Origin of the sequence: Streptomyces taklimakanensis (assembly GCF_009709575.1) — a bacterium.
Classification (GTDB): Bacteria; Actinomycetota; Actinomycetes; order Streptomycetales; family Streptomycetaceae; genus Streptomyces; species Streptomyces taklimakanensis.
This window is the reverse complement of the sequence record NZ_WIXO01000001.1, coordinates 5042157-5065243: the sequence shown is the minus strand read 5'-3', so window position 1 is coordinate 5065243 and position 23087 is coordinate 5042157. Positions and strand designations below refer to the sequence as shown.

Here is a 23087-nt window from a genome sequence, read left to right as displayed (position 1 = left end):
TCCGCGGCGCGGTCCCGCCTAGCCCGTCGGGGTGTTCGTGATCCCGGCCGGGGTCGGGACCGGGGTCGGGATCAGGGCTCTGGGGGGCTCGTGGGGCCGCCGGCCGCCGGCCGGGACGCCGGGCGACGGCGCGTCGGCCGGGCGGGGTGTCGGGCCGTCGTCCCGGCGGCCCGTCACCCCTCCGCCCGCGCGCACACCTCGCACAGCGCCCGACGGGCCTCGGGGTCCTGGGTGACCCGTCCCATGCCCCGGGGCTCGGTGACCGTCCGCGCCTCGATCCGAAGGTGGGTGGGGCACAGCCCGACGTGGCAGCGCGAGCACACCGCGACGGCCGGGGTGGCGCGGTCCTGGGTGTGGCACTCGTAGCAGTTCATGACAGTGGTCCGTTCTCGTCCAGCGCGCGACCCCGCAGCCCCAGCGACTCCTCCAGCTCACGGATGCGCGTGTCGAGCCGCTCGGCGCGCCGGGCGCGCTCGTACGGGGTGGGCGGCGGCCTCCTCGTGATCACCAGGGCGGCGCAGCGGTAGAAGAAGTACGTCGGCACCACGAGCGGCCAGGCCAGGCCGTACAGGAAGCCCGTCAGCGCGGCGCTCGACTGGCCCTGCTCACGGAAGCGTTGGACCGGGTCCTCGTCGGCGTGCCAGTCGCGTTCCACCTCGATGATCCGGGCGCGCTCCATGCCGTACGCCACCCGGGCGGTCACCAGAGCCGCCGCCAGATAGCCCAGTAACCCCAGAGACAGCGCCAGGAAACCGACCAGCATGCCGCACCATCCCTCCTTCCGCATCTCGCGCAGTACCCCCCGAGCGGGTGCGGAAACACCACCTGTGTGGGGGTTTGGACGATTCTCGTGGCCCGGTGGTGTCGTGCCCGCGGCACCGTCGCGCGCCCTCGTCCGGACCGTGTGAATGTCCGTTTTCCCGCCGACCGGGCGGGTACTCCGCGTCCCACCATCTCCGTGCCCGTCCCGCCCCGGGGACGGGCGGACCGAGCGGTACGGCGCCCGACGCCGCCCCGAGCGAGGAGGAACGCGTGAAGGTCGAGGAGCGGTACGAGGTCCCGCGACCGGCGGACGGGGGCCCGCCGGCAGGACGCCGGGCGACGGCACCGACCGGGCGGGGGGCCCGGTGGTGAGCGCCGCGACGGACGGCGCGGGCGGCGCCGCGCGCGCCGGCCTGCGGGTGGTGGTGCTGGGAGCCACCGGCAACGTCGGCACCGCGGTGGTGCGGAGGTTGGGCGACGACCCGCACATCGCCTCGGTGGTGGGCGTCGTCCGACGCGTCCCGTCGTGGACACCGCCGAAGACCGAGTGGGCGAGCGCCGACATCGGGGGCGGGGACGCGGGCGCGGCGGCCCGGAGCGACACCGAGGACCCGGCCGAGCGGGCCGTCGAGGAGCGGCTGACCGAGCTGTTCCGGGGCGCCGACGCCGTGGTCCACCTGGCCTGGCTGATGCAGCCCATGCGGGATCCGCTGGCCACGTGGCGCACCAATGTGCTGGGCACCCTCCGGGTGCTGCGGGCGGTGGCGGCGGCCGAGGTGCCGGCGCTGGTGTACGCCTCGTCGGTGGGCGCCTACGCCCCCGGCCCGCACGACCGCTTCGTGGACGAGTCGTGGCCGACCCACGGCGGCCGGCCGGACGCCGCGTACTGCCGGGAGAAGGCGTACGTGGAACGGCTGCTGGACGGCTTCGAGCACGACCACCCCGGAGTGCGGGTGGTGCGGATGCGTCCGGGCTTCCTCTTCCGGCGGGAGTCGGCCGGTGAGCAGCGGCGGCTGTTCGGCGGCCCCTTCGTGCCGCAGCGGCTGGTGCGGCCGGGCGTGGTGCCCGTCGTGCCGGACCTGCCGGGACTGCGCTTCCAGGCGCTGCACACCGAGGACGCGGCCGAGGCCTACCGGCTGGCGGTGCTCCGTCCGGTGCGCGGCGCCTTCAACCTCACCGCGGACCCGGTGGTGGACGCCTCCGTGCTGGCCGACGTGCTGGGCGCCCGGGTGGTGCGACTCCCGCCGGGGCCGGTGCGGGCGGCGGCGGGCGCCGCGTGGCGGCTGCGCCTGGTGCCCGCGCCGCCGGAGCTGTTGGACGCGTTCCTGCGGCTGCCGCTGATGGACCGGGGTCGGGCGGAGCGGGAGCTGGGCTGGACCCCGCGCCACTCGTCGGCCGAGGCCCTGCGGGAGCTGCTGCGCGGACTGCGCGAGGTGGCGGGCGGGCCGACCCCGCCGCTGGCGGCCACCACCGACGGCGGGCGGGCCCACGAGATCGCCACGGGCGTGGGCAGGCGGCCCTGAGACGGGCGCGGGAGGGGGGCGGTTCCCGGCCCGTGCGTCCGACCGTTCCCAAAGCCGCCCCGCCCGCGCCCGTCGCTCCCGCGCCGCATCGCCCACCGACGCGCGCCCCTTCGGGTTCGGGGCGTCTCTCTCGGGTCACGCCTCCCTCGGGTCACGCCTCCGTCGGAGCCGGCCCCGTTCGCGCGCCGGTGGGCATCGTCCGCAGGATCTCCACCAACGCCCCGCTCTGCTCCCATCCGGGGGCGTGCCGGAAAGCGTGCCTCCTGCGCCGCGCCGCCGCCCGGCCGGAGACCAGGCACCACCGCCACCAGCGGCCCAGTTCCCGCTCCGTCAGCCGTTCGGCGGGCACCAGGGCGGGCCACCGGTGGACGCGGGCCTGAGCGGTCACCTTCGCACCGCCGGCCACCGGGTCGACGGCCAGGGCCGGAACCCCGGCGCGCAGGGCCAGCACCAGGCCGTGCAGCCGATCGGTGACCACCACGTCGAGCCGGGCCAGGACGGACTGGAGCTGGTCCGGGGTGGCGCACAGCCGCCAGTCGTCACGGGCCAGCCGGGTGTCGAGCTCCACCCGGGCGCAGTCCAGGCCGGCCAACCAGCCGGTCACCCGTTCGGCGACCTCCCCGTGACGGCGACGGCCGCCGTACTCGCCCTGCCCGTGGGTGAGCACCACCCCGGCCACCGGGGTGGCGGACAGCGGCGGGGCGGCGGCGGCCAGGTCGGCGGTCGGGCGCGCGCCGTCCGCGTCGCGCGGCAGCACGCGGTGGAAGCCCCGCACGGCCGGCTCGTCGGGATCGATGACGGACACGCCGACCGCGACGCGCACGCAGTGGGCGTAGCGCTCGTGCAGGGCCGCCACCTGGGGGCCGTGCAGGGGACCGCAGACGAAGACCACATGGGTGTACCGCGCCGGGTCGGCGTCCTCCAGACTGAGCTCCCCCGGCCGGAACCCGGGGCTCCAGGCGGTCTCGTGGGGGATGCCGGAGTCCTCCAGTATCTCCTGGAGACGGTGCAGCGCCAGTACGTCACCGGCGGTCGCCTCACCGTGCAGGAAGCTGAACCAGCCGGTGAGCAGGGCCCGGGGCGCGGTGGGACCGCCCGGGGAGCCGGCGGCCGGAGCGGGGGCGTCCGTCCGCGGTGTCGTCGGTGTCGTGGGGGCCGTGGGGGCCGTGGGTGTTTTCCGTTCTGTCATGCGGGGACTCGGCCTCACAGTGCCACTGCGTAGGCGAGGAAGAACGCAGCGATGAGAACGACCAGGACCAGCAGCGCGATCATCGGGGCCGGCCCCCAGCCGCTCGGCGTGTTGGCGTTCTGGTCGGGAGCCCCCGCGGGGGTGCTGCTCTCGCCGGGCGGTGTCTCGCCCGGCGGTACTGAACTGCCGCCGTCGCCGCCTTCGAGGCCGGGAGTTCGACGGGGATCCGGATCCGGGTGCGATTCGCTCATGACCTTCGGGTACGCAGCGGACCGCTCCCTTACACCAACAAGAGGGAACCAAAGGGAAGAGGTTGCTGATGACGGGTGAACGTGACCGGCGGCGGGCCGTGGTGACCGGCGGCGCCGGGTTCGTGGGCTCGCACCTGTGCGAACGGCTGCTGACGGACGGCTGCGAGGTGGTGGCCGTGGACAACCTGCTCTCGGGCACCGAGAGCAATGTCGCGCATCTGCTCGGCCGGCCGGACTTCGCCTTCGTGCGACGGGACGTGTGCGCTCCGAACGCCCTGGCCGACCTGTCCGGCGGCCCGTTCGACCTGGTGTTCCACCTGGCCTGTCCCGCCTCCCCGGCCGACTACCTGCGGATGCCGCTGGAGACCCTGGAGACCGGCAGCAGCGGCACGCGCAACGCCCTGGAGCTGGCGGCCCGCGACGGTGCCCGGATGGTGCTGGCCTCCACCTCCGAGGTGTACGGCGACCCACAGGTCCATCCGCAGCGCGAGGACTACTGGGGGCACGTCAACCCCGTTGGCCCGCGCAGCGTCTACGACGAGGCCAAGCGGTACGCGGAGGCGCTGGTCACGGCGCACCGGCAGGTGCACGACACCGACACCGCGATCGTGCGGATCTTCAACTCCTACGGACCCCGGATGCGCGCGGGGGACGGACGGGCGGTGCCCACCTTCGTGCGGCAGGCCCTGGCGGGCGAACCGCTGACGGTGGCCGGGGACGGCGGCCAGACCCGCTCGCTGTGCTACGTCGACGACACCGTGGCGGGCATCGTGGCGCTCGCCGAGAGCGGTCTCACGGGCCCGGTCAACATCGGGGGCGAGGAGGAGACCACGGTTCTCGACATCGCCCGCCGGATCGTCAAGCTCACCGGCTCCGCGTCGCCGATCACCTTCGTCGAGCGCCCCGGCGACGACCCCGCCCGCCGCTGCCCGGACACCACCCTGGCCAGGGAGAAGCTGGGCTGGGAGCCGCGCGTGGGCTGGCAGGAGGGGCTGGAGCGGACCATCGAGTGGTTCGCTCGTCGCGTCGCCGCCTGAGCGCCCCCGCCGCGTGGATCCGGTGGATCCCGTGGATTCCGGGTACCCCCGTCGGGCCCCGGCACATGGCCGAAAACGGCCGCGTGCCGGGGCCCGCTCCGTCACTCTCGGGAGTCACTTCCCCCTTAAAGAGTCGACCAAGTGAGTTTGGTTCCACTGCGGTGGGCAACTACGGAGGCCACGGCATCTCCCCTGCCATCGGGACAACACGACGGAGGCACCCTTCATGCGCATCCTGGGCATCAACGCCGTCTTTCACGACCCGGCGGCGGCGCTCGTGATCGACGGCCGCACGGTCGCGGCGGCCGAGGAGGAGCGGTTCAGCAGGCGCAAGCACGGCAAGCGACCGGTGCCCTTCTCCGCGTGGGAGATGCCCGAGCTGTCAGCGGCCTGGTGTCTGAAACAAGCCGGCCTCACCCCCGCCGATCTGGACGCCGTCGCCTACTCCTTCGACCCCGACCTGGCGGCCCCGGCCGACTCCCTGGGGCTGAACGACCCGTGGGACCACCTGCGCCAGGAGTACGCCCGCCGGGCCCCCTCCTTCCTGGCCGAGGCGCTGCCGGGGCTGGACCCGTCGATCGTCCGCTTCGTCCCCCACCACATGGCGCACGCCGCCTCCGCCGGGATCGCCGGGCCGCACCGCGACACCGCCGTGCTGGTCCTCGACGGGCGCGGCGAGTCCGCCTCGCACCTGTCCGGCCGCTACCACGGCGACCAACTGGAGGTGCTGGCCGCGCAGCGGCTGCCGCACTCCCTCGGACTGGTCTACGAGGAGCTGACCGAACACCTGGGCTTCCTGCGCTCCAGCGACGAGTACAAGGTGATGGCGCTCGCCTCCTACGGCAAGCCGCGCTTCCTCCCCGAGCTGCGGCAGTGGGTGCACAGCGACGGGAAGGGCGGCTTCGCCGCCCACGGCGTGGAGTGGGCGGCGCTGGCTCCGGCCCGACGGCCGGGCACCGACTGGACCCAGGACCACGCCGACCTGGCCGCCAGCGCCCAGGCCGTCCTGGAGGAGACCCTGCTGGACCTCACCCGTTGGCTGCACGCCGAGGCCGGTGGTCGGGAGCTGACCATGGCCGGCGGCGTGGCGCTCAACTGCGTGGCCAACTCCCGGATCGCCGCCGAGGGCCCCTACGAGCGGGTGTGGGTGCAGCCGGCGGCCGGCGACGCGGGCACCGCGCTGGGCGCGGCCCTGCACCTGGCCGCCGCACACGACGAGTCGCCGCGGCCGATGCCCGGCGCCGACCTGGGTCGGGGCTGGTCGGACGAGGAGATCGAGGCTCTCCTGAAGGACGCGGCCGTCCCCTACGAGCGGCCGGCCGACATCGCCGAGGAGGTCGCCGAGGCGCTGGCCGCCGACGGCATCGTGGCCTGGTTCCAGGGCCGCAGCGAGTACGGGCCGCGGGCGCTGGGCCACCGCTCGCTGCTGGCCCACCCGGGCCGGGCGGAGAACCTGGACCGGCTCAACCGGGTCAAGGGGCGCGAGGAGTTCCGGCCGGTGGCCCCCATGGTCGCCGAACGCCGCGCGGCGGAGATCTTCGACGGGCCGGTGCCCAGCCCGTACATGCTGTTCGTGCACGACGTGGCCCGCGAGTGGCGGGACCGCATCCCGGCCGTGGTGCACGTCGACGGCACGGCCCGCATCCAGACCGTCGATCCCGGCTCCGAGCCGCTGGTGGCGCGGATGCTGGACGCCTTCGAGCGCCGCACCGGGCTGCCGGTGGTGGTCAACACCAGCCTCAACACCGCCGGGCGCCCGATGGTGGACTCCCCGCGCGACGCGTTGGAGTGCTTCGGTTCCTCGCCCGTGGACCTGCTGGCCATCGGCCCGTTCGCGGTCCGCCGCGGGAAGGCGTTCGCATGAGTGCCCCGCACACGACCGCCACCGACTACTCGGTGGTCATACCCACCGTCGGCCGTCCCTGCCTGGCCGACTGTCTGGCGACACTGGGCTCCTCGATCGGGCCCGAGCCACGCGAGATCGTGATCGTCGACGACCGGCCCCAGCCGGAGCCGCTCCGCGAGGGGCTGCCGCTGGAGGAGTTGGGGCCGCTGCGGGAGCGCGCCACGGTGGTGCAGACCGGCGGGCTCGGCCCGGCCGGCGCCCGCAACGTCGGATGGCGCCTGGTCACCGCGCCCTGGGTGGCCTTCCTCGACGACGACGTGCGGGTCGGCGCCCGCTGGCGCGAGTCCCTGGCCCGTGACCTGGCCGAGGCGGACCCCACCGTCGCCGGGGTGCAGGGCGTGCTGGACGTACCGCTGTCCACCGGGCGGCGGCCCACCGACTGGGAGCGCAACACCGCCGGGCTGGCCCGTGCCCAGTGGGCGACGGCCGACATGGCCTACCGCACCGAGGCGCTCAAGGCCGTCGACGGCTTCGACGAGCGCTTCCCCCGGGCCTTCCGGGAGGACGCCGACCTGGCGCTGCGGATGCTGGAGGACGGTTGGCGCATCCGGCGCGGCAGCCGGCTGACCACCCATCCGGTGCGGCCCGCCGACCGCTGGGTGTCGCTGCGGACGCAGCGGGGCAACGCCGACGACGCGCTGATGCTGCGGCTGCACGGCCCCACCTGGTGGCGGCGGGCCGCCGCGCCGAGGGGGCGCATCCGCCGCCACGCGGCCGTCACCGCCGCCGGCGTCTCGGCCCTCGTCCTGGCAGTGGCCGGGCGGCGCCGCGCCGCCGCCGTGGCCGGGGCGGGGTGGCTGTTGGGCACGGCCGAGTTCGCCTGGGCCCGGATCGCTCCGGGGCCCCGGACCCGCGAGGAGGTCACCACCATGGTGGCGACGAGCGCGCTGATACCGCCGTTGGCGGTCTACCACCGACTGGCCGGGACGCTGCGCCACCGCGGCGCCGCGCCGTGGAACGGCGCCGGCGCGACCGCCGTCGGCCCGGGGGCGGACGGCGAGGGCGGCGGCGCCGCGTCGGGGTCCGGCGCGGACGCCGACGCGGGCGACGGCGTCGGGGCGGGCGCCGCGAACGGGAGCGGGGCCGAGGGCCCCGCCGGGCGGGACGGTCGCGCATGACGGCGGGCACGACGGTGGTACGCGCGGTGCTCCTGGACCGGGACGGCACCCTCGTGGAGGACGTCCCCTACAACGGCGACCCCGACCTGGTGCGCCCGATGCCGGGCGCGGCCGAGGCGATGGAGCTGCTGCGCTCCCGGGGGGTGCCCACCGCCGTGGTCACCAACCAGTCCGGCATCGCCCGCGGGCTGATCGGCTGGAGCGACATGGGCCGGGTGCACGCCCGGATCGACGAGCTGCTCGGCCCGGTGAACGTCTGGGCCGTCTGCCCGCACGGCCCCGACGACGGCTGCGGCTGCCGCAAGCCCGCCCCCGGACTGGTGCTGGACGCCGCCCGACGGTTGGGGGTGGCCCCCGCCGAGTGCGTCGTCATCGGCGACATCGGCTCCGACATGGGCGCCGCGCGGGCCGCCGGCGCCCGCGGCGTGCTCGTCCCCACCCCCGTGACGCTCCCGGAGGAGGTCGAGGAGGCGCCGACCGTCGCCCCGGACCTGCTCACCGCGGTGTGCGTCGCCCTGGACGGTCCGCGGCCGGCGGACGGCCCCCCTCCGCCGCCGGACGCGGGCTGGGTGCCGGGCCGTGCCCGGGGACGGAACCGGGGCCGGACGTTGGTGTCCGCTCCCGCCGCCGACCTCCCACCCATCCGCACAACCGCCCGGAGGCCGTCGTGAGAGCACTGGTGGCACGCCTGGACAGCTTCGGTGACGTGTTGCTGGCCGGTCCGGCGGTACGGGCCGTGGCCGCGCGCGCCGAGCATGTGACGCTGCTGTGCGGACCGCGCGGCGCGCCCGCCGGCCGGATGCTGCCCGGGGTGGACGAGGTCCTGGTCTGGGACGCCCCCTGGGTGGGCTTCGACCCGCCTCCCACCGACCGTGCCGGAATCGACAAGGCCGTCGAGGAGATCGCGGCCCGGCGCTGCGACACCGCCCTGGTGCTGGCCTCGGCCCACCAGAGCCCCCTGCCGACCGCGCTGGTGCTGCGGATGGCGGGCGTGGGGCGCGTCGCCGCCGACAGCGTCCACTACCCCGGCTCCCTGCTGGACGTCCGCCACCGACGGGACCCGCACGCGCACGAGGCCGAGGCCGCCCTCGCCCTGGCCGAGGCGGCGGGCTTCCCCCTGCCGGCCGGCGACGACGGACGGCTGCGGGTGGTGCCGCCGCCGGACGCCGTCGAGGTGGCCGGTCCGCCGGGCTACGTCGTCCTGCATCCGGGGGCGAGCGTGCCGGCCCGCCGCTGGAGCCCCGGGCGGTCGGCCGAGGCGGTGTCCGCCCTGGCCGCGGCCGGGCACCGGGTGGTGGTCACCGGGGTGCCCGAGGAGCGCGAGCTGACCGCGTACGTGGCCGGGGCGGACGGGCTCGACCTGGGCGGACGCACCTCGCCGGAGCTTCTGGCCGGGGTGCTGGCGGGAGCGAAGGCCGTGGTCACCGGCAACACCGGGCCGGCCCATCTGGCCGCAGCCGTCGGAGCGCCGGTGGTCTCGCTCTTCTCTCCCGTCGTGCCCGCCGAGCGCTGGGCGCCCTTCCGGGTGCCGTTGGTGCTGTTGGGCGACCAGCGGGCGCCGTGTGCGGGCACCCGGGCCCGTACCTGCCCGGTCCCCGGGCACCCCTGTCTGGACCAGGTGACGCCGGAGGACGTGGTCGCTGCCGTGGAGAAGGTCGGTGCCGAAGGCGCCCGACAGAACACCGCTGCCGAAGGCGCCCGACAGAACACCGCCGCCGCCGAAGGCGGCCGTCGGGGACGTGGAGAGGCCGCCGGGAGCGGTCGGGAAGGAGCCGCATGAGGATTCTGCTGTGGCACGTGCACGGCTCGTGGACCACCGCGTTCGTCCGGGGACCGCACACCTACCTGGTGCCCGTCACCCCCGACCGGGGCCCCGACGGGCTGGGCCGCGCCGTCACCTTCGACTGGCCCGACAACGTGGTGGAGCTGACGCCCGAGCAGCTGCGGGAGACCGACGTCGACCTGGTGGTGCTCCAGCGCCCCCACGAACTCGCGCTCGCCGAGGAGTGGCTGGGCGGCAGGCGGCCGGGCCGCGACGTGCCCGCCGTCTACCTGGAGCACAACGCGCCGAACGGGAACGTGCCCGACACCCGTCATCCGATGGCCGACCGCACGGACCTGACGGTCGTCCACGTCACCCACTTCAACCGGCTGTTCTGGGACTGCGGGCGGGCGCCCACCACCGTCATCGAGCACGGGATCGTCGATCCCGGGCCGCTGTGGACGGGCGAGCTGGACCGGGCCGCGGTGGTGGTCAACGAGCCGTTGCGGCGCGGGCGCACCACCGGCACCGATCTGTTGCCGCTCTTCGCCGAGGCCGCCCCGTTGGACGTCTTCGGCATGCGGACCGAGCGGCTTCCCGAGCGGCTCGGCATCCCGCCGGAGCGCTGCCGCTGCCAGGACCTCCCCCAGCGGGACATGCACCGGGCCATGGCCAGGCGTCGGGTGTACGTGCACCCGATCCGCTGGACCTCGCTCGGTCTGTCCCTGCTGGAGGCCATGCACCTGGGCATGCCCGTGGTCGCCCTCGACACCACCGAGGCGTCCGAGGCCGTGCCCGAGGGAGCCGGGGTGCTCTCCAACCGGCTCGACGTACTGACCGACGCCGTCCGCGGCTTCGTCGCCGACCCCGCCCACGCACGGCACGTCGGCGAGCGGGCGCGGAGAGCGGCCCTGGCCCGTTACGGGCTGCCGCGCTTCCTGGACGACTGGGAGCGGCTGATCAAGGAGGTGGCCCGATGAGGATCGCCATGGTGTCCGAGCACGCGAGTCCGCTCGCCGAGCTCGGCGGCCCCGACGCGGGGGGACAGAACGTGTACGTCGCGCAGTTGTCGAAGGAGTTGGCCCGGCGCGGTCACGACGTCACCGTCCACACCCGCCGCGACTCCCCCGACCTGCCCGACCGGGTCCCCCTCGTGCCGGGCGTCACCGTCGAGCACGTGCCCGCCGGCCCGCCGCGTCCGGTGCCCAAGGACGACCTGCTGCCGCACATGCCCGCGTTCGGCGCCCACCTGGCGCGGCGGTGGGCCGGTCCGCGGCCGCACGTGGTGCACGCGCACTTCTGGATGTCGGGCCTGGCGGCGCTGGCCGGGGCGCACGGGTCGGGCGTCCCGGTCGTGCAGACGTTCCACGCGCTGGGCACCGTCAAGCGACGGCACCAGGGCGCGGACGACACCAGCCCGCCCGAGCGGATCGAGGCGGAGCGGCGGATCGGTCTGGAGTGCGACCGGATCCTGGCGACCTGCTCGGACGAGGTGTTCGAGCTGGGCGCCATGGGCGTGCCGCCGGAGCGGGCGTCGGTGGTGCCGTGCGGTGTGGACACCGAGGAGTTCGCCCCCTGCCCCGGTGGAGGGTCGGGGCGACGGGACCGGCACGGGGCCTCCGGGCACCGGCCGCGGTTGCTGGCCATCGGACGGCTGGTGCCGCGCAAGGGCTTCGACCAGGCCGTCGCGGCGCTGACCCGCGTCCCCGACGCCGAGTTGCTGATCGCCGGCGGCCCCGACGCCGCGCTGTTGGACGCCGATCCCGAGGCCGAGCGGCTGCGACGGCTGGCCCGGGAGTCGGGCGTCGCGGACCGGGTGCGGCTGTTGGGCGCCGTGCCGCACGAGCGGATGCCCGAGCTGATCCGCGGCGCCGATCTGGTGCTGTCCACGCCCCGGTACGAGCCGTTCGGCATCGTCCCGCTGGAGGCCATGGCCTGCGGGGTCCCGGTCGTCGCCACCGGTGTGGGCGGCCATCTGGACTCGGTGGCCGACCGGGTGACCGGGCGTCTGGTACCGCCCGGCGACCCCGACGCGCTCGCCCACGCCGTGAAGGAGCTGATCGGCTCGCCGGAGCTGCTGCGGCGCTACGGCGAGGCCGGACGGAAACGCGCCCTGGCCCGCTTCTCCTGGGAGCGGGTCGCCGACGGCGCGGAGCAGGTGTACGCCCAGGTGGTCTCCGGCCACCGCGTTCCCGCGGGGGCTGCCCGATGACGACTCCCAAGACCGCGTCCACGACCACGTCCGCGCCCCTCCCCGAGACCGTGTCCGGCGCCGCCGGACACGCCGCCGGGCTGCGGGACGCGGCGTCCCTCCTGCCGCCGGACGCCGTCGCCGGCCACTGCGACGAGCTGCTGCGCGCGCTGGCGCCCTTCCGCGACCAGGCGGGCACCGCCCAGCACTGGGGCGAGCGCCTGGCCCGGGTGCTGTCGGGCGGCGGGCGGCTGCTGGCGGCCGGGAACGGCGGCAGCGCCGCCCAGGCCCAGCACCTGACGGCCGAGCTGGTGGGCCGCTACCGCGACGACCGGCCGCCGTTCTCCGCCATCGCCCTGCACGCCGACACCTCCTCCACCACCGCCATCGCCAACGACTACGGCGTGGACGAGCTGTTCGCCCGCCAGGTGCGGGCCCACGGCCGGGAGGGCGACGTGCTGATGCTGCTGTCGACCAGCGGTGCCAGTGCCAACCTGCTGTCGGCCGCCGAGGCCGGGCGCGAGGCGGGCATGGCGGTGTGGGCGCTCACCGGTCCCGCCCCCAACCCGCTGGCGGCCGGCAGCGACGAGTCGCTGTGCGTCCGCGCGGACTCCACCGCGACGGTCCAGGAGCTGCACCTGGTCGCGGTGCACATGGTGTGTGCCGCCTTCGACGCGGCCCTGGAGGCCGCGGCGGACGGCGGACGGGCCGACCGGCCGGCGGGCGCGCGGAGGAGCGCGCCCGGGAGGGCCTCCGGAAGCGCCGGAAAGGCCGGCCGGACCGGTAAGGCCGGTAAGGGGGGCGCCGGATGACGCCGCCGACCCCGCCCACCCCACCGTTCCCGGCGCCGGACCCGGACGGACGGGGCCGGCGCTCCCCCGCCACCCCGCTGGTGGTCGTCGGGGACGCCCTGCTCGACCGCGACCTGGCCGGCCACGCCGAGCGGCTGGCCCCCGACGCCCCCGTGCCGGTGCTGGAGGACTGCGAGGAACGGCTGCGTCCGGGCGGTGCCGCCCTGGCCGCCTACGTGGCGGCGCTGGGCGGCCGCGAGGTCACCCTGGTGACCGCCCTGGGCGACGACCCGGCCGGTGCCCGGCTGCGCGAGCTGTTGTCCCCCTGGGTCACCGTGGCCGCGCTGCCGATGGAGGGCACCCTGTCGGAGAAGACCCGGGTGCTGGCCGGAGGCCGTCCGGTGGTCCGCATGGACCGCGGTGACGGACGGGCCGCGCCGGTCCCCGCCAAGGCGCTGCCCGGGGAGGTCCGCGCGGCGATCGGCACCGCCCGCGCCCTGCTGGTCTCCGACTACGGTCGGGGCACCGCGGACGTCGTGCGCGACCTGCTGGCCGAACGGGCCCTGCGGGTGCCGCTGGTGTGGGACCCGCACCCGCGCGGCCGGGAGCCGGTGCCCGGCACCCGGCTGGTGACCCCGACCGCGAAGGAGGCCCGTCTCTTCGCCGCCCGGCGGGCCGAGGCGGAAGCCGGGGCCAAAAGCGCGCCGAAGGGCGCGCGGCCCGCGTCCGGCGTCCCCTCCGGCGAGCCGGAGAACCTCCACACGGCGGCCCGGCTCGCGCGGGAGCTGGCCGACGCCTGGGGCGCGGCCTCGGTGGCCATCACCCTCGGCGAGCGCGGTGCCCTGCTCTCCTACGGCGACCACCCCCTGCTGGTGCCCGCCCCGGCCCGGCACAGCGGTGACTCCTGCGGCGCCGGCGACCAGTTCGCGGCCAGCGCCGCCGGGCTGCTCGCCGACGGGGCGCTGCCCGAGACGGCCGTGCGGGGCGCGGTGGCGGCCGCCACCGGCTACGTGGCGGCGGGCGGCGCGGGGGCGTTGGCCTTCCCCGACCGGGCCGCTCCCCCGCCGTCGGCCGACGAGGACGCCGAGCAGTTGGTGGCCCGGGTGCGGGCGGCGGGCGGCACCGTGGTGGCCACCGGCGGCTGCTTCGACCTGCTGCACGCCGGGCACGTCGGACTGCTCCAGGCGGCCCGGCGCACCGGTGACTGCCTGGTGGTCTGTCTGAACTCCGACGCGTCCGTGCGCCGCCGCAAGGGGCCCGGACGCCCCATCAACCCGCTGGCCGACCGCGTCCGGGTGCTGCGTGCCCTGGAGTGCGTGGACGCGGTGGCGGTGTTCGACGAGGACACCCCCGAGGAGCTGCTGAAGCGGCTGCGCCCGGACGTGTGGGTCAAGGGCGGCGACTACGCGCTCGCCGACCTGCCCGAGGCGTCGCTGGTGGAGAGCTGGGGCGGTCAGGCGGTGCTGTTGCCGTACCTGGACGGCCGGTCCAGCAGTCGGATCGCCGCCCGTGCGGCGGTGTCGGTCTCCGCGACCCGGGACGGAGCACGGTGAGCGGGCACGTGTCGAGGGGAGGGGACGGCGCGCGGGCGGGCACGCCCGGAGCGGTGAGCGTGCCGGTGAACGGTTCGGCGGGCGCTCCTCGACCGCCCCGGCTGCTGGTGCTGCGCGCGCTGGGCCTGGGCGACCTGCTGGCGGGGGTGCCCGCGCTGCGGGCGCTGCGCCGGGAGTTCCCGCGGTACGAGATCGTGCTCGCCGCTCCCCCGGAGCTGGCCGTCCCCGCCGAGTCGAGCGGTGCGGTGGACACCCTGCTGCCCGCCGCCGCGCCCGGCCGCGCCGTCCCGGAGATCACCAACTGGCAGGGGCCGCCGCCGCAGGTGGCCGTCGACCTGCACGGCAAGGGGCCGGAGAGCATGCGGGCCCTCCGGGCGCCGGCGCCGGACCGGTTGCTGGCCTTCGCCGCGCCCGACGGCCCCGAGTGGTACGCCGAGGAACACGAACGGGACCGCTGGTGCCGCTTCCTGGAGTGGTACGGCATCCCCGCCGACCCCTCCGACCTGCGGCTGCCGCCGCCCGCCGCGCCCTCCCCCGCCCCCGGTGCCGTGGTGCTCCACCCGGGCGCCGGTTCCCCGGCCCGGTGCTGGCCCGTGGAGCGGTACGCGGAGGTCGCCGTCGAGCTGCGGCGCGCCGGACGACACGTGGTGGCCACCGGCGGGCCGCGGGAGTACGAGTTGCTGGCACGGCTGGCCAAACTGGCCCGCCTCCCGGACTCCGACGTGTACGGCGCCCCGCCGATGGAGCGGCTGGCCGCGCTGGTGGCCGGGGCCTCGGCCGTGGTCAGCGGCGACACCGGGCCGGCCCATCTGGCGGTGGCCTACGGGAGCCCGTCCGTCACCCTCTTCGGCCCGGTCTCGCCCGAGCTGTGGGGGCCGCCGCCGTCGGAGCGCCACCAGGTGCTGTGGCACCCGGGGCCGCCCGGCGATCCCCACGGCCGACGTCCCGACCCGCGGTTGATGCGCGTCCGGCCGGAGGAGGTGCTGGCCGCGCTGTCGCGTCTGCCGGAGGTGCCCGCCGTATGAGCGGTCCGCCGATAGGGGTGGTCATAGCCACCCGCGATCGCGCCGACAGCCTCGTGCGGACCCTGCGCCGGCTGACGAGCCTGCCCGAGCGTCCGCCGATCCTGGTCGTCGACAACGCCTCGACCGATCACACCCGCACCATGGTGCGCACCCTCTTCCCGCAGGTGGCGCTGATGCCGCTGCCCGAGAACCGCGGCGCGCTCGCCCGCAACCTGGGGGTGTCGGCGATGGAGACCCCCTACGTGGCCTTCAGCGACGACGACTCCTGGTGGGCGCCGGGCTCGTTGGGCACGGCCGCCGACCTCATGGCGCGGCACCCCCGGCTGGGGCTGGTGGCGGCCTCCACCCGGGTGGGCCCGCAGGAGGAGCCCGACCCGCTCGACGAGGTCATGGCCGACTCGCCGCTGGGCGTGGCGGGCGATCTGCCCGGACCCCAGGTGCTGGGGTTCCTGGCCTGTGCCTCGGTGGTGCGGCGCTCGGCGTTCCTGGAGGTCGGGGGGTTCCATCCGCTGCTGTTCTTCGGCGCCGAGGAGACCCTGCTGGCCTACGACCTGTCCGCCCGGGGCTGGGGGGTCAGCCACTGCCCGGAGGTGGTGGCGCACCACCATCCGGACCCCGGGGCGGCCCGGCCCGGCCGCGACGTCCGGCAGCTCCGCAACGAGTTGCTCACCGTCTGGCTGCGCCGGCCGCTGCCGACGGTGGTGCGCCGCACCCGCGCGCTGGCCGCCGAGGCGCCGCGCGATCCGGCGGCCCGTCGCGCGCTGTTGGGGGCGTTGGCCCGGCTGCCCGCCGCGCTGCGCGCCCGCCGACCCCTGCCGCCGTACGTCGAGGAAGCCGCCCGCCGTCTGGAAGGACAGGACCACCGTGGCCCCTGAGTCCGAGACCGTTGAACCCGAGGCCGTCCGGGAGGAGGCCCCCGCCGTCCGGGGCCCCGACGAGCCCGACACCCGGGTCTCGGTCGTGGTGATCACCCACAACCGCCGGGAGGAGCTGCTGCGCACCCTCGGCCGGCTGGCCGAGCTGCCCGAACGTCCCCCGGTGTTCGTGGTCGACAACGCCTCGACGGACGGCACCTGCGACACCGTCGCCCGCGTCCACCCCTGGGTGCGGCTGCTGCGGGCGGAGCGGAACCTGGGGGCGGTGGGCCGCAACGTCGCGGTGGAGCGCGTCACCACGCCCTACGTGGCCTTCTGCGACGACGACTCCTGGTGGGAGCCGGGGTCGTTGGGCGCGGCCGCGGACCTGCTGGACGCGCGGCCGCGGCTGGCGGCGGTCACCGCGCGGATCGTGGTGGAGCCGGACGGCACCGAGGATCCGATCGTGGCCGAGCTGCGCCACTCGCCGCTGACCGGCCCCGCGTGGCTGCCCGGCCCGCCGCTGGGGTCGTTCCTCGCCGCGGCGACGGTGCTGCGCGCGGACGCCTTCCGCGAGGTGGGCGGTTTCTCACCGCGTCTGTGGCTGGGCGGCGAGGAGGAGCTGATGGCCACCGACCTGATGGCGCGCGGCTGGTGGTTGGCGTACGCGGAGGAGCTGACGGTGCACCACGCCCCCTCGGCCGCCCGGGACGCGACCGGGCGGCGGGAGGACGGGCTGCGCAACACCCTGTGGTTCGGCTGGCTGCGCCGGCCGCTGCCCGCCGCGGTGCGCCGCACCTGGTACCTGGCCCGTACGGTGCCGCGCGACGCGACGTCGGCGCGGGCCTTCGGGCGGGCCCTGGCGGGGCTGCCGTGGGTGTTGCGGGAGCGCCGGGTGGTGCCCCGTGAGGTGGAGGAGCGGCTTCGGCTGCTGGAGGCGGAACAGCGTCGCTCCACCGCCCGCCGGTACGTCGGCTGACGGGACCGAGGGTGCCGCGAGACCACCGCGAGATCGCCGCGAGGTCACCGCGCGCCGTCCAGTCGCATGAGGACGGAGTACGCCGACTCGGCCCGGCGGGCCGGTACGGCTTCGGGGTGCGCGTGGTCGAGGAAGCTCCGGGTCCCGCCGTGGTGGAGGATGTGACCGCGGTCCATGAGGGTGACGGTGTCGGCTTCGTCGGCGAGATCGGCGACGTCGTGCGTCGACATGAGCACCGGGGTCTTTGCCGCGATCTCCCTCAGCACGTCGCGGAAGACCGTGCGCTGGTGGGGGTCGAGCCCGGCCGTCGGCTCGTCCAGCAGGACGACGCGCGCGTCGTGGGCGAGGGCGCAGGCGATGCCGACACGGCGGAGTTGCCCCCCGGAGAGTCCGGCCGTCTTCCGTCCCGCCTGCTCGGCGAGGCCGACCCGGTCCAGGGCGGCCGCGGCGCGCTCCCAGGCGCGGGCGCGGCTCTCGCCCTTCAGCCAGGCGACGTACGCCACGTACTCGCGGGCGGTCAACTGCCGGGAGGTGGGCACCCGCTGCGGCAGCCAGGCGACGTGGCGACGGTACTCGCGGCTCGCGGAGGTGAGGTCCGAGCCGCTGAATCGGACCCTGCCCGCCTTCGGCTCGATCGTGCCGGCGAGGAGGGCCATGGTGGTGGACTTGCCCGCCCCGTTGGGGCCGAGCAGGATCGTCAGGCCCTGCCCGGGGACCTCGTAGGTGAGGCGGTTCAGGACGGGGCGGACCCAGCGGTGGTAGCCGAAGGTGACGCGGTCGAGCAGCAGAGTCATCGTTCGGTCCTTGGTGTGAGGCAGACGAGGGAGAGAACCCCGGCCAGGAAGACGGCGACGGCGCCCACGGCGGCGTGTGCGACACGGGCTTCCTCCGTGACGATCACCCAGGGGTAGGGGTCGTTGTGACCGCGCCCCCCGAGGAACATGGAGTGGATCATCCAGAAGACGGGGAGCAGGGTCGCGCGGTGTCCGAGCAGTGGCCAGGCGCCCAGGGCGAGTCCGCAGAAGAGCAGGTTGTTCCGCGCCGCCGTCCACATCGCTTCCGGGCCGAGGAAGGACATCGCCGAGGCCACCGCCGTCGCCAGGAGCGCGAAGCCGGACACCAGCGTGATGTCCCTCGCGTCGAGTCGGCGGACGGCGGACCGCTCCACCGAGGGCATCCGTCTTTCGAGGCAGACGATCAGGCCGATGGAGGGGATGAGGCAGAGGAAGTTGCTGAGCTCCGTCGCCATCGCGTAGTTCCCCAGGAACGAGGGGAAGACGAAGATCACGTTCAGGGTGAGCCCGATACCCAGGGCGAAACCGAGCAACACACCGGGCAGCAGGCCGAAGGCGCCCCGCCGGCGCAGCCACCAGATCATCACCGGCCTGCCCGGCAGGCCTGCCGAAGCCGCTCGGCGTACCGGTCTTCCTGCTCCCGAGGCGAAAGATCACTCACTCTGTCCGCCTCTGCGAGGAGTTGCCGCTTGCTCTGTCCCTGAGCGAACCCCTGGGTCTCCCGGGAGAGCCAGGCGAGGTACTCGCGCTCCACACCGATCGTCCGGGCGACCCAGAGGGTGTTGTGATGCAGGGTGTTCCAGTCCGGTTCCTCGCAGGGCATCCCGACGACGGCGATGGGGATGTTCTCCCGGAGGACCTCGTCCGCGTCGCCGGGCACGAGGTCGAGCGTCCAGTGTTCCCCATCGGTGTCGGTCTGCCGAACGTCGGCCACGGTGAGGTCGGTGATGCGGGTCGGCTTCTCGGCGATGATCCCCCCGGCCCGCAGTCGATCTGTCATCTCGGCGAGTCGGTCCTGAATCTCCCCGATGTGCTCGGCGCCGGCCGACGGCAGACAGACCTCGGGCCTGCTCCCCTCGCAGGTGACCGGGGCCAACCCCCTGGCGGCCGGGGCGATCGAACGCCAGTCCTTGGTGATGCCGTACGCGCCGAGCAGACCACCGGCCGCGATCGCGAGGGAAGCGACGACGGAGGCGACACGGACCCGCCGGGGCCCCGCCAGTACGACGCAGGCGAGTGCCAGGCAGACCGTCGGCAGAACCGCGGCTGCCGTCATGGCCGGTGAGTACGCCTCACCGAACCCCACCCAGGCGATGGACCCGGTGACATGGTGCGCCCAGTGGCTGTCCGTCCCCAAGGGGAAGCTGATGCCGACGAAGACGACCACGGCCACCAGCGGCGCGGCGTAGAGCGCGTGGAGTCGGCGTCCGATGACGAATCCGATGACCGCGTGCGCGGTGAGCAGGACGACGACGATCCCCATCAGGTGCAGCACGTACGGATCGGGAAGGACTCCGACCACCCACAGCCCACCCGCCATGACACCGGCGGTCGGGATCGACAGGGCCAGCACGGAGACGAGGACGGGCCGAACCGCGATGCGCCACGTGGCGCGTGCGGCGCCCAGGTCCCATGTGCCGAGGGACCGAAGCCGGGTCGCTTCCACCGCGGTCAGGGCCGCCACGGCCGCGGCGGCCATCGGGACCGGGGCGTGCACGGCGTACGACGCCGCCTGCCCGGGCCAGGGAACGGCGATGAGCCGTTCGATGTTCCGGGTGCTCGTGAGGAACACGTAGGCGAAGAAAAGGCCGATCACGGGGAATGCCGGCACGGCCGGATGCGTGCGCAGAGCGGCGGGGAAACGCATGGAGCCTCGCAGGGAGAGCAGAACCGGACCGCCGCGCGCACAGCGCGCGGCGGTCCGGCGTGATCGGTCGGCCTTGTCGTGTCCACATTGGCCTCGCCGGCCACTTCCGTGCAAGTTCCGTGCCCCGTACCGGGTTTCTCGGTTTCGAGGTGTCAGCTGTCGTAGGGCGGACCCGACCGGGTTTCCGTGCTCGTGCGTCCATTCCCCCGACGCAGTCGGCCCGGGGCGGCGTGCCGTACCTCCTGTCGTACCTCCGGTCGATCCGCCGCCGAAGCGCCGGCGCGCCACCGTTCGTGCTTCCCGCCTGGTGGCGGCCGGTGAGGCGAGAATCGTTGCGCTGTTCATCGAGCCATTGCCGGCAGTCGGCTCCTCGAACCGGACCGAGATTCGCCTTGCTCCACTCGGCCCCCGCACCCGTGGTGACCGTCAAAGCGGCGGTGGTTCCCGCGACGGCACAGGGGTTGCGCGGGCGCCACACCGACAGAGCGAATTCCCCCGTCTTCTCGGCCGTCGAGTTTCCCTGGAACCGGAGACCGAAATACCGGACGACCCTACCGGAACCGCCACCACCCACAGGAAGGAAGGAGTCGCGTGAAGTGCGGTTTCGCAGGGCCTTTGTCCCCCCTTGGCCGCCACGGCCCGACGCGGCCGGACCACGACGCCGGAATCACGCGACGGAGCGGTTCTTCCCCGTATTCGCGGAGACCTCGCGGGCCCCTTAGGACGCCGTCCGATGGATCGCACAGAAGTGGAATATAAATTCCGGATAGGCCGTCCCCGGCAGGTTCGTCGGCACGGCCGACACATGGCGGAGCCCACCACCCGGGTGGTGGGCTCCGCCATGTGTCGGACAGGGTCAGGAGCGCGCCTGCCGGGTCTCGGAGCGGTTCGCCTTGCGGATGGCCCTCAGCAGCTCGTCCTTGGTCATCCGGGAGCGGCCCCCGATGTCCAGGCGTCGGGCGATCGAGTACAGGTGTTCCTTGCTCGCGTTCTCGTCGACGCCCTCACCACTGCGCCCGCCCTTGCCGCGCGGACGTGCCGCCCGCTCGTCGGAGGGGCCCTTGCGGCCGCCCTCCTTGCGCTCCCAGTGGTCGCCCACCTTCTCGAACTTGTGCTTGAGGGCGCTGAAGGCGGTCTGGTGGGCGCGGCGTCCCTCCCCGTACTCCTCGACGGCGGAGTCGTGGGCCTTGATCCAGGTGCGTTGCGCCTCCTTGGGGGAGCGCTCCAGGGTCGAGGGGAGCTCCTTCCGTCCTGGCACGTTTCTCACCTCCGAATGGTCGGATCCGTAACGGATGCCCCGCTGTGCGACGCGGAAACGGGGGCGCCGACGGCGGTCCGGAACCGGCGGGGGAGGTGGAAACGGCAGGTGTCGGCACCCGGCACGGGGGTCACCCGTGGAAGGGCGGCGCCCCTCCGCCCGCGCCCGACGGCGGCGGGACGCCGCGGTGATCCCAGCGACCGAGGAGAGGTGCCGACGACCATGCGTTACGAGGAGCTGACCGGCCAGGTCCAGAAGCACGCCGACCTGCCCGACCGGCAGGCGGCGGAGCGGGCGCTGCGCGCCACGCTGGAGACCCTGGCCGAGCGGATGCCCGACGGGGTGGCCGACCACCTGGCCGCCCAACTGCCCGACGAGGCCGCCGAGTCGCTGCGCCGGGTGGTCGCCGAGCACGAGGCCTCGCCGCGGCAGCGGGAGCACGCTCGCACGCACGGCGAGGCCTTCGACCTGACCACCTTCGCCGGGCGGGTGGCCTGGCGCTCCAGGACGTCGGAGGACACGGCGGTGCGGGAGGCGACGGCCGTGTTGGAGGTGCTGGACGCCGCGGTCTCCCCGGAGCTGATGAACAAGGTGGGCCATGTCCTGCCGCCGGACATCCGCGAGCTGCTGCCGTCCGCCCGGGCCGAGGAGTCCTGATCCGGACCGGTCCCGTCCGCGACCTGGTCGCGGCGCCGGGACACCGGGACACGCCGAGCCGGGGGCGGACGGGTTCGTCCGCCCCCGGCTCGGGGTCCGCGCCCGGCCCGGGGACAGGGGGCCGGGCGGTCGGCCCTAGAAGCGGTCGCCCTTGGGCTTGGCCGCCTGGTCGGGAGTGCCGTGCGGCGGCGGGTGGTAGGGCTGCGGCGAGGTTGCGGGCGTGACGCGCGACCCGCCGGACTCGCCGGGCGGTCCCGCGGGGGGTTCGGCGCTTCCGGGGGACCGGGGGCTGCCCTCCTGGAGCTGGTGCAGACGGGCCGTCAGCAGGGTCACCATGTGTGCACGGTTGCCGTGTTCGCGTTCGTGACGGAGCAGCCGATCCAGATCCTCCTGCGAGAGGGACCGGATGCGGTGCTCCAGTTCCCCCGCGGACAGGTGGTCGTAGTCCGGGAACGGGAGTTCGCCGTGTTCGGTGTTGCTCATTCACCCCGGGTATCCGGTCGTGCTGGGCGAAAACCCGTCGGCCGCGACGATTATCCGGACGGAGGAACCGGGGCAAGCTATACGTAGCGGGTTGCCGCCGCAATGTCAGTCCCTCGTATCCGTGTACCTGTTCGTCTGGGATCAGTAGCCTCAGGAGTCCCAGTGTCATATTCAGCGACCAGTTGGAGACTTTGATGGAGCGTCCCGCCTGGGCTCCGCAGGGCATCGACCTGTCCGTGCCGAGCGTTTCCCGCATCTATGACTACTACCTGGGCGGATCGCACAACTTCGAGGCCGACCGCGAGGCGGCCCGGCGGGCCATGGAGGTGTTCCCGGGACTCCCGAAGATCATGCAGGCCAACCGGGCCTTCATGCGTCGGGCCGTCCGCTGGGCCGTGGACCAGGGGGTGACCCAGTTCCTGGACATCGGCTCGGGCATACCCACCTTCGGCAACGTCCACCAGGTCGCCCACGCCGCCAGCGGGGAGGCGAGGGTGGTCTACGTCGACAACGACCCGGTCGCCGTCGCGCACAGCCGGGCCGTGCTGGAGGGCGAGGAGCACCGCACCGGCGTCGTCTCCGCCGACTTCCGCACCCCCGGGGACATCCTCGGCCACGAGGAGGTCGGCCGGCTGCTCGACCTGAAGCGTCCGGTGGCCCTGCTGCTGGTGGCCCTGCTGCACTTCCTGGAGGACTCCGACGACCCGTGGGGGAAGGTCGCCGAACTGCGCGACGCCCTCGCCCCCGGCAGCCTGCTGGTCCTCACCCACGCTTCGGTCGAGGGCGGCCCGCGCAAGCCGGAGGAGGGCGCCGAGGTGGAGAACGTCTACCGTGACATCGGCTCGCCGCTGGTCCTGCGTTCCCGGCGCGCGGTGGAGCGCTTCTTCGACGGGTTCGAGCTGGTCGAACCCGGTCTGGTGGCCATGCCGGACTGGCGTCCGGACGGCCCGGCGGACCAGGAGGACCCGGTGGTCTTCACCGGATTCGCCGGGGTGGGACGAAAGGCGTGACCCCCTCGTCCCGGGGGCCCGCCTCCGACCACGCCCCCGCCCCGGGGGACCCCGGCGGGCGAGGCGACGGCCACCGC

24 protein-coding genes are annotated in these 23087 nt (G+C 75.0%); 15 read left to right on the top strand and 9 right to left on the bottom strand.

Annotated elements, in window-relative coordinates:
- Nucleotides 1-173: 173 nt before the first annotated feature.
- Together F0L17_RS22265 and F0L17_RS22260 are read right to left on the bottom strand one after the other, a co-directional pair.
- Nucleotides 174-374, bottom strand: a complete 201-nt coding sequence (locus F0L17_RS22265; RefSeq protein ID WP_155072447.1) for a DUF2180 family protein — start codon at nucleotides 372-374, stop codon at nucleotides 174-176.
- Nucleotides 371-763, bottom strand: coding sequence for a hypothetical protein (locus F0L17_RS22260; protein ID WP_155072446.1), 393 nt, complete (start codon nucleotides 761-763; stop codon nucleotides 371-373). The genes F0L17_RS22265 and F0L17_RS22260 overlap by 4 nt, the downstream gene beginning before the upstream one ends.
- Before the next feature lie 367 nt (nucleotides 764-1130).
- Between F0L17_RS22260 and F0L17_RS22255 the strand changes: the two genes are divergently transcribed.
- Nucleotides 1131-2285, top strand: a complete 1155-nt coding sequence (locus F0L17_RS22255; protein WP_338018174.1) for an NAD-dependent epimerase/dehydratase family protein — start codon at nucleotides 1131-1133, stop codon at nucleotides 2283-2285.
- A gap of 151 nt (nucleotides 2286-2436) precedes the next feature.
- On the opposite strand, the gene F0L17_RS22250 is transcribed toward F0L17_RS22255, so the two are convergent.
- Nucleotides 2437-3474 carry a polysaccharide pyruvyl transferase family protein gene (locus F0L17_RS22250; protein ID WP_155072445.1) on the bottom strand — a complete coding sequence of 346 codons (1038 nt, stop codon included), beginning with the start codon at nucleotides 3472-3474 and terminating at the stop codon, nucleotides 2437-2439.
- Nucleotides 3475-3488: 14 nt separating this feature from the next.
- On the bottom strand, nucleotides 3489-3725 hold the full coding sequence (locus F0L17_RS22245) for a DUF6480 family protein (protein ID WP_155072444.1): 237 nt from the start codon (nucleotides 3723-3725) through the stop codon (nucleotides 3489-3491).
- Between the two features lie 68 nt (nucleotides 3726-3793).
- Between F0L17_RS22245 and F0L17_RS22240 the strand changes: the two genes are divergently transcribed.
- From F0L17_RS22240 to F0L17_RS22185, 12 genes are all read left to right on the top strand, one after another.
- A complete protein-coding gene (locus tag F0L17_RS22240; RefSeq protein ID WP_155072443.1) occupies nucleotides 3794-4762 on the top strand; it encodes a UDP-glucuronic acid decarboxylase family protein in 969 nt (322 codons plus the stop codon).
- Nucleotides 4763-4988: 226 nt separating this feature from the next.
- Nucleotides 4989-6626, top strand: coding sequence for a carbamoyltransferase family protein (locus tag F0L17_RS22235; protein WP_155072442.1), 1638 nt, complete (start codon nucleotides 4989-4991; stop codon nucleotides 6624-6626).
- Entirely contained in the window at nucleotides 6623-7786 is a 1164-nt protein-coding gene (locus F0L17_RS22230; RefSeq protein WP_155072441.1) for a glycosyltransferase family 2 protein, read from the top strand. Before F0L17_RS22235 ends, F0L17_RS22230 begins: the two co-directional genes overlap by 4 nt.
- Nucleotides 7783-8457, top strand: a complete 675-nt coding sequence (locus F0L17_RS22225; protein ID WP_155072440.1) for a D-glycero-alpha-D-manno-heptose-1,7-bisphosphate 7-phosphatase — start codon at nucleotides 7783-7785, stop codon at nucleotides 8455-8457. Before F0L17_RS22230 ends, F0L17_RS22225 begins: the two co-directional genes overlap by 4 nt.
- A complete protein-coding gene (locus tag F0L17_RS22220) occupies nucleotides 8454-9566 on the top strand; it encodes a glycosyltransferase family 9 protein (protein ID WP_162466555.1) in 1113 nt (370 codons plus the stop codon). Before F0L17_RS22225 ends, F0L17_RS22220 begins: the two co-directional genes overlap by 4 nt.
- The gene (locus F0L17_RS22215; protein WP_155072439.1) at nucleotides 9563-10528 is read left to right on the top strand and encodes a glycosyltransferase; all 966 of its coding nucleotides are present in this window, start codon (nucleotides 9563-9565) and stop codon (nucleotides 10526-10528) included. The genes F0L17_RS22220 and F0L17_RS22215 overlap by 4 nt, the downstream gene beginning before the upstream one ends.
- Nucleotides 10525-11760 (top strand): glycosyltransferase, encoded by a 1236-nt coding sequence (locus F0L17_RS22210; RefSeq protein WP_155072438.1) that lies wholly within the window; start codon nucleotides 10525-10527, stop codon nucleotides 11758-11760. Before F0L17_RS22215 ends, F0L17_RS22210 begins: the two co-directional genes overlap by 4 nt.
- A complete protein-coding gene (locus tag F0L17_RS22205) occupies nucleotides 11757-12551 on the top strand; it encodes a D-sedoheptulose-7-phosphate isomerase (RefSeq protein ID WP_155072437.1) in 795 nt (264 codons plus the stop codon). Before F0L17_RS22210 ends, F0L17_RS22205 begins: the two co-directional genes overlap by 4 nt.
- On the top strand, nucleotides 12548-14083 hold the full coding sequence (gene rfaE2 / locus F0L17_RS22200) for a D-glycero-beta-D-manno-heptose 1-phosphate adenylyltransferase (RefSeq protein WP_155072436.1): 1536 nt from the start codon (nucleotides 12548-12550) through the stop codon (nucleotides 14081-14083). Before F0L17_RS22205 ends, rfaE2 begins: the two co-directional genes overlap by 4 nt.
- Before the next feature lie 53 nt (nucleotides 14084-14136).
- A complete protein-coding gene (locus tag F0L17_RS22195) occupies nucleotides 14137-15108 on the top strand; it encodes a glycosyltransferase family 9 protein (protein ID WP_338018173.1) in 972 nt (323 codons plus the stop codon).
- Nucleotides 15105-15983 (top strand): glycosyltransferase family 2 protein, encoded by an 879-nt coding sequence (locus tag F0L17_RS22190; protein ID WP_155072435.1) that lies wholly within the window; start codon nucleotides 15105-15107, stop codon nucleotides 15981-15983. Before F0L17_RS22195 ends, F0L17_RS22190 begins: the two co-directional genes overlap by 4 nt.
- An 85-nt stretch (nucleotides 15984-16068) precedes the next feature.
- On the top strand, nucleotides 16069-16941 hold the full coding sequence (locus F0L17_RS22185) for a glycosyltransferase family 2 protein (protein ID WP_420802479.1): 873 nt from the start codon (nucleotides 16069-16071) through the stop codon (nucleotides 16939-16941).
- A gap of 44 nt (nucleotides 16942-16985) precedes the next feature.
- On the opposite strand, the gene F0L17_RS22180 is transcribed toward F0L17_RS22185, so the two are convergent.
- The 4 genes from F0L17_RS22180 to F0L17_RS22165 form a co-directional block, all read right to left on the bottom strand.
- Nucleotides 16986-17735, bottom strand: coding sequence for an ATP-binding cassette domain-containing protein (locus tag F0L17_RS22180; protein ID WP_155072434.1), 750 nt, complete (start codon nucleotides 17733-17735; stop codon nucleotides 16986-16988).
- Nucleotides 17732-18319 carry a hypothetical protein gene (locus F0L17_RS22175; RefSeq protein ID WP_155072433.1) on the bottom strand — a complete coding sequence of 196 codons (588 nt, stop codon included), beginning with the start codon at nucleotides 18317-18319 and terminating at the stop codon, nucleotides 17732-17734. Before F0L17_RS22175 ends, F0L17_RS22180 begins: the two co-directional genes overlap by 4 nt.
- Entirely contained in the window at nucleotides 18319-19602 is a 1284-nt protein-coding gene (locus tag F0L17_RS22170) for a magnesium transporter (RefSeq protein WP_202917910.1), read from the bottom strand. The genes F0L17_RS22175 and F0L17_RS22170 overlap by 1 nt, the downstream gene beginning before the upstream one ends.
- Before the next feature lie 856 nt (nucleotides 19603-20458).
- Nucleotides 20459-20860 carry a ChaB family protein gene (locus tag F0L17_RS22165; protein WP_162466553.1) on the bottom strand — a complete coding sequence of 134 codons (402 nt, stop codon included), beginning with the start codon at nucleotides 20858-20860 and terminating at the stop codon, nucleotides 20459-20461.
- Nucleotides 20861-21082: 222 nt separating this feature from the next.
- Here F0L17_RS22165 and F0L17_RS22160 point away from each other — a divergent pair, with 222 nt between their 5' ends.
- The gene (locus F0L17_RS22160; protein WP_155074011.1) at nucleotides 21083-21517 is read left to right on the top strand and encodes a DUF2267 domain-containing protein; all 435 of its coding nucleotides are present in this window, start codon (nucleotides 21083-21085) and stop codon (nucleotides 21515-21517) included.
- Between the two features lie 135 nt (nucleotides 21518-21652).
- On the opposite strand, the gene F0L17_RS22155 is transcribed toward F0L17_RS22160, so the two are convergent.
- Nucleotides 21653-22000: a DUF8129 domain-containing protein gene (locus F0L17_RS22155; protein ID WP_155072432.1), complete on the bottom strand. Its 348-nt coding sequence runs from the start codon at nucleotides 21998-22000 to the stop codon at nucleotides 21653-21655.
- A 194-nt stretch (nucleotides 22001-22194) separates the two neighbouring features.
- Between F0L17_RS22155 and F0L17_RS22150 the strand changes: the two genes are divergently transcribed.
- Complete coding sequence (locus F0L17_RS22150) at nucleotides 22195-23010, top strand: SAM-dependent methyltransferase (protein ID WP_155072431.1); 816 nt, start codon at nucleotides 22195-22197, stop codon at nucleotides 23008-23010.
- The last annotated feature ends 77 nt before the right edge of the window (nucleotides 23011-23087 follow it).

What these genes read in the sequence shown, in the direction of transcription:
- F0L17_RS22265 (WP_155072447.1), bottom strand. Translation starts at nt 374, where the DNA reads ATGAACTGCTACGAGTGCCACACCCAGGACCGCGCCACCCCGGCCGTC.
- F0L17_RS22260 (WP_155072446.1), bottom strand. Translation starts at nt 763, where the DNA reads ATGCTGGTCGGTTTCCTGGCGCTGTCTCTGGGGTTACTGGGCTATCTG.
- F0L17_RS22250 (WP_155072445.1), bottom strand. Translation starts at nt 3,474, where the DNA reads ATGACAGAACGGAAAACACCCACGGCCCCCACGGCCCCCACGACACCG.
- F0L17_RS22245 (WP_155072444.1), bottom strand. Translation starts at nt 3,725, where the DNA reads ATGAGCGAATCGCACCCGGATCCGGATCCCCGTCGAACTCCCGGCCTC.
- F0L17_RS22240 (WP_155072443.1), top strand. Translation starts at nt 3,794, where the DNA reads ATGACGGGTGAACGTGACCGGCGGCGGGCCGTGGTGACCGGCGGCGCC.
- F0L17_RS22235 (WP_155072442.1), top strand. Translation starts at nt 4,989, where the DNA reads ATGCGCATCCTGGGCATCAACGCCGTCTTTCACGACCCGGCGGCGGCG.
- F0L17_RS22230 (WP_155072441.1), top strand. Translation starts at nt 6,623, where the DNA reads ATGAGTGCCCCGCACACGACCGCCACCGACTACTCGGTGGTCATACCC.
- F0L17_RS22225 (WP_155072440.1), top strand. Translation starts at nt 7,783, where the DNA reads ATGACGGCGGGCACGACGGTGGTACGCGCGGTGCTCCTGGACCGGGAC.
- F0L17_RS22215 (WP_155072439.1), top strand. Translation starts at nt 9,563, where the DNA reads ATGAGGATTCTGCTGTGGCACGTGCACGGCTCGTGGACCACCGCGTTC.
- F0L17_RS22210 (WP_155072438.1), top strand. Translation starts at nt 10,525, where the DNA reads ATGAGGATCGCCATGGTGTCCGAGCACGCGAGTCCGCTCGCCGAGCTC.
- F0L17_RS22205 (WP_155072437.1), top strand. Translation starts at nt 11,757, where the DNA reads ATGACGACTCCCAAGACCGCGTCCACGACCACGTCCGCGCCCCTCCCC.
- rfaE2 (WP_155072436.1), top strand. Translation starts at nt 12,548, where the DNA reads ATGACGCCGCCGACCCCGCCCACCCCACCGTTCCCGGCGCCGGACCCG.
- F0L17_RS22190 (WP_155072435.1), top strand. Translation starts at nt 15,105, where the DNA reads ATGAGCGGTCCGCCGATAGGGGTGGTCATAGCCACCCGCGATCGCGCC.
- F0L17_RS22180 (WP_155072434.1), bottom strand. Translation starts at nt 17,735, where the DNA reads ATGACTCTGCTGCTCGACCGCGTCACCTTCGGCTACCACCGCTGGGTC.
- F0L17_RS22175 (WP_155072433.1), bottom strand. Translation starts at nt 18,319, where the DNA reads ATGATCTGGTGGCTGCGCCGGCGGGGCGCCTTCGGCCTGCTGCCCGGT.
- F0L17_RS22170 (WP_202917910.1), bottom strand. Translation starts at nt 19,602, where the DNA reads ATGCGTTTCCCCGCCGCTCTGCGCACGCATCCGGCCGTGCCGGCATTC.
- F0L17_RS22160 (WP_155074011.1), top strand. Translation starts at nt 21,083, where the DNA reads ATGCGTTACGAGGAGCTGACCGGCCAGGTCCAGAAGCACGCCGACCTG.
- F0L17_RS22155 (WP_155072432.1), bottom strand. Translation starts at nt 22,000, where the DNA reads ATGAGCAACACCGAACACGGCGAACTCCCGTTCCCGGACTACGACCAC.
- F0L17_RS22150 (WP_155072431.1), top strand. Translation starts at nt 22,195, where the DNA reads ATGGAGCGTCCCGCCTGGGCTCCGCAGGGCATCGACCTGTCCGTGCCG.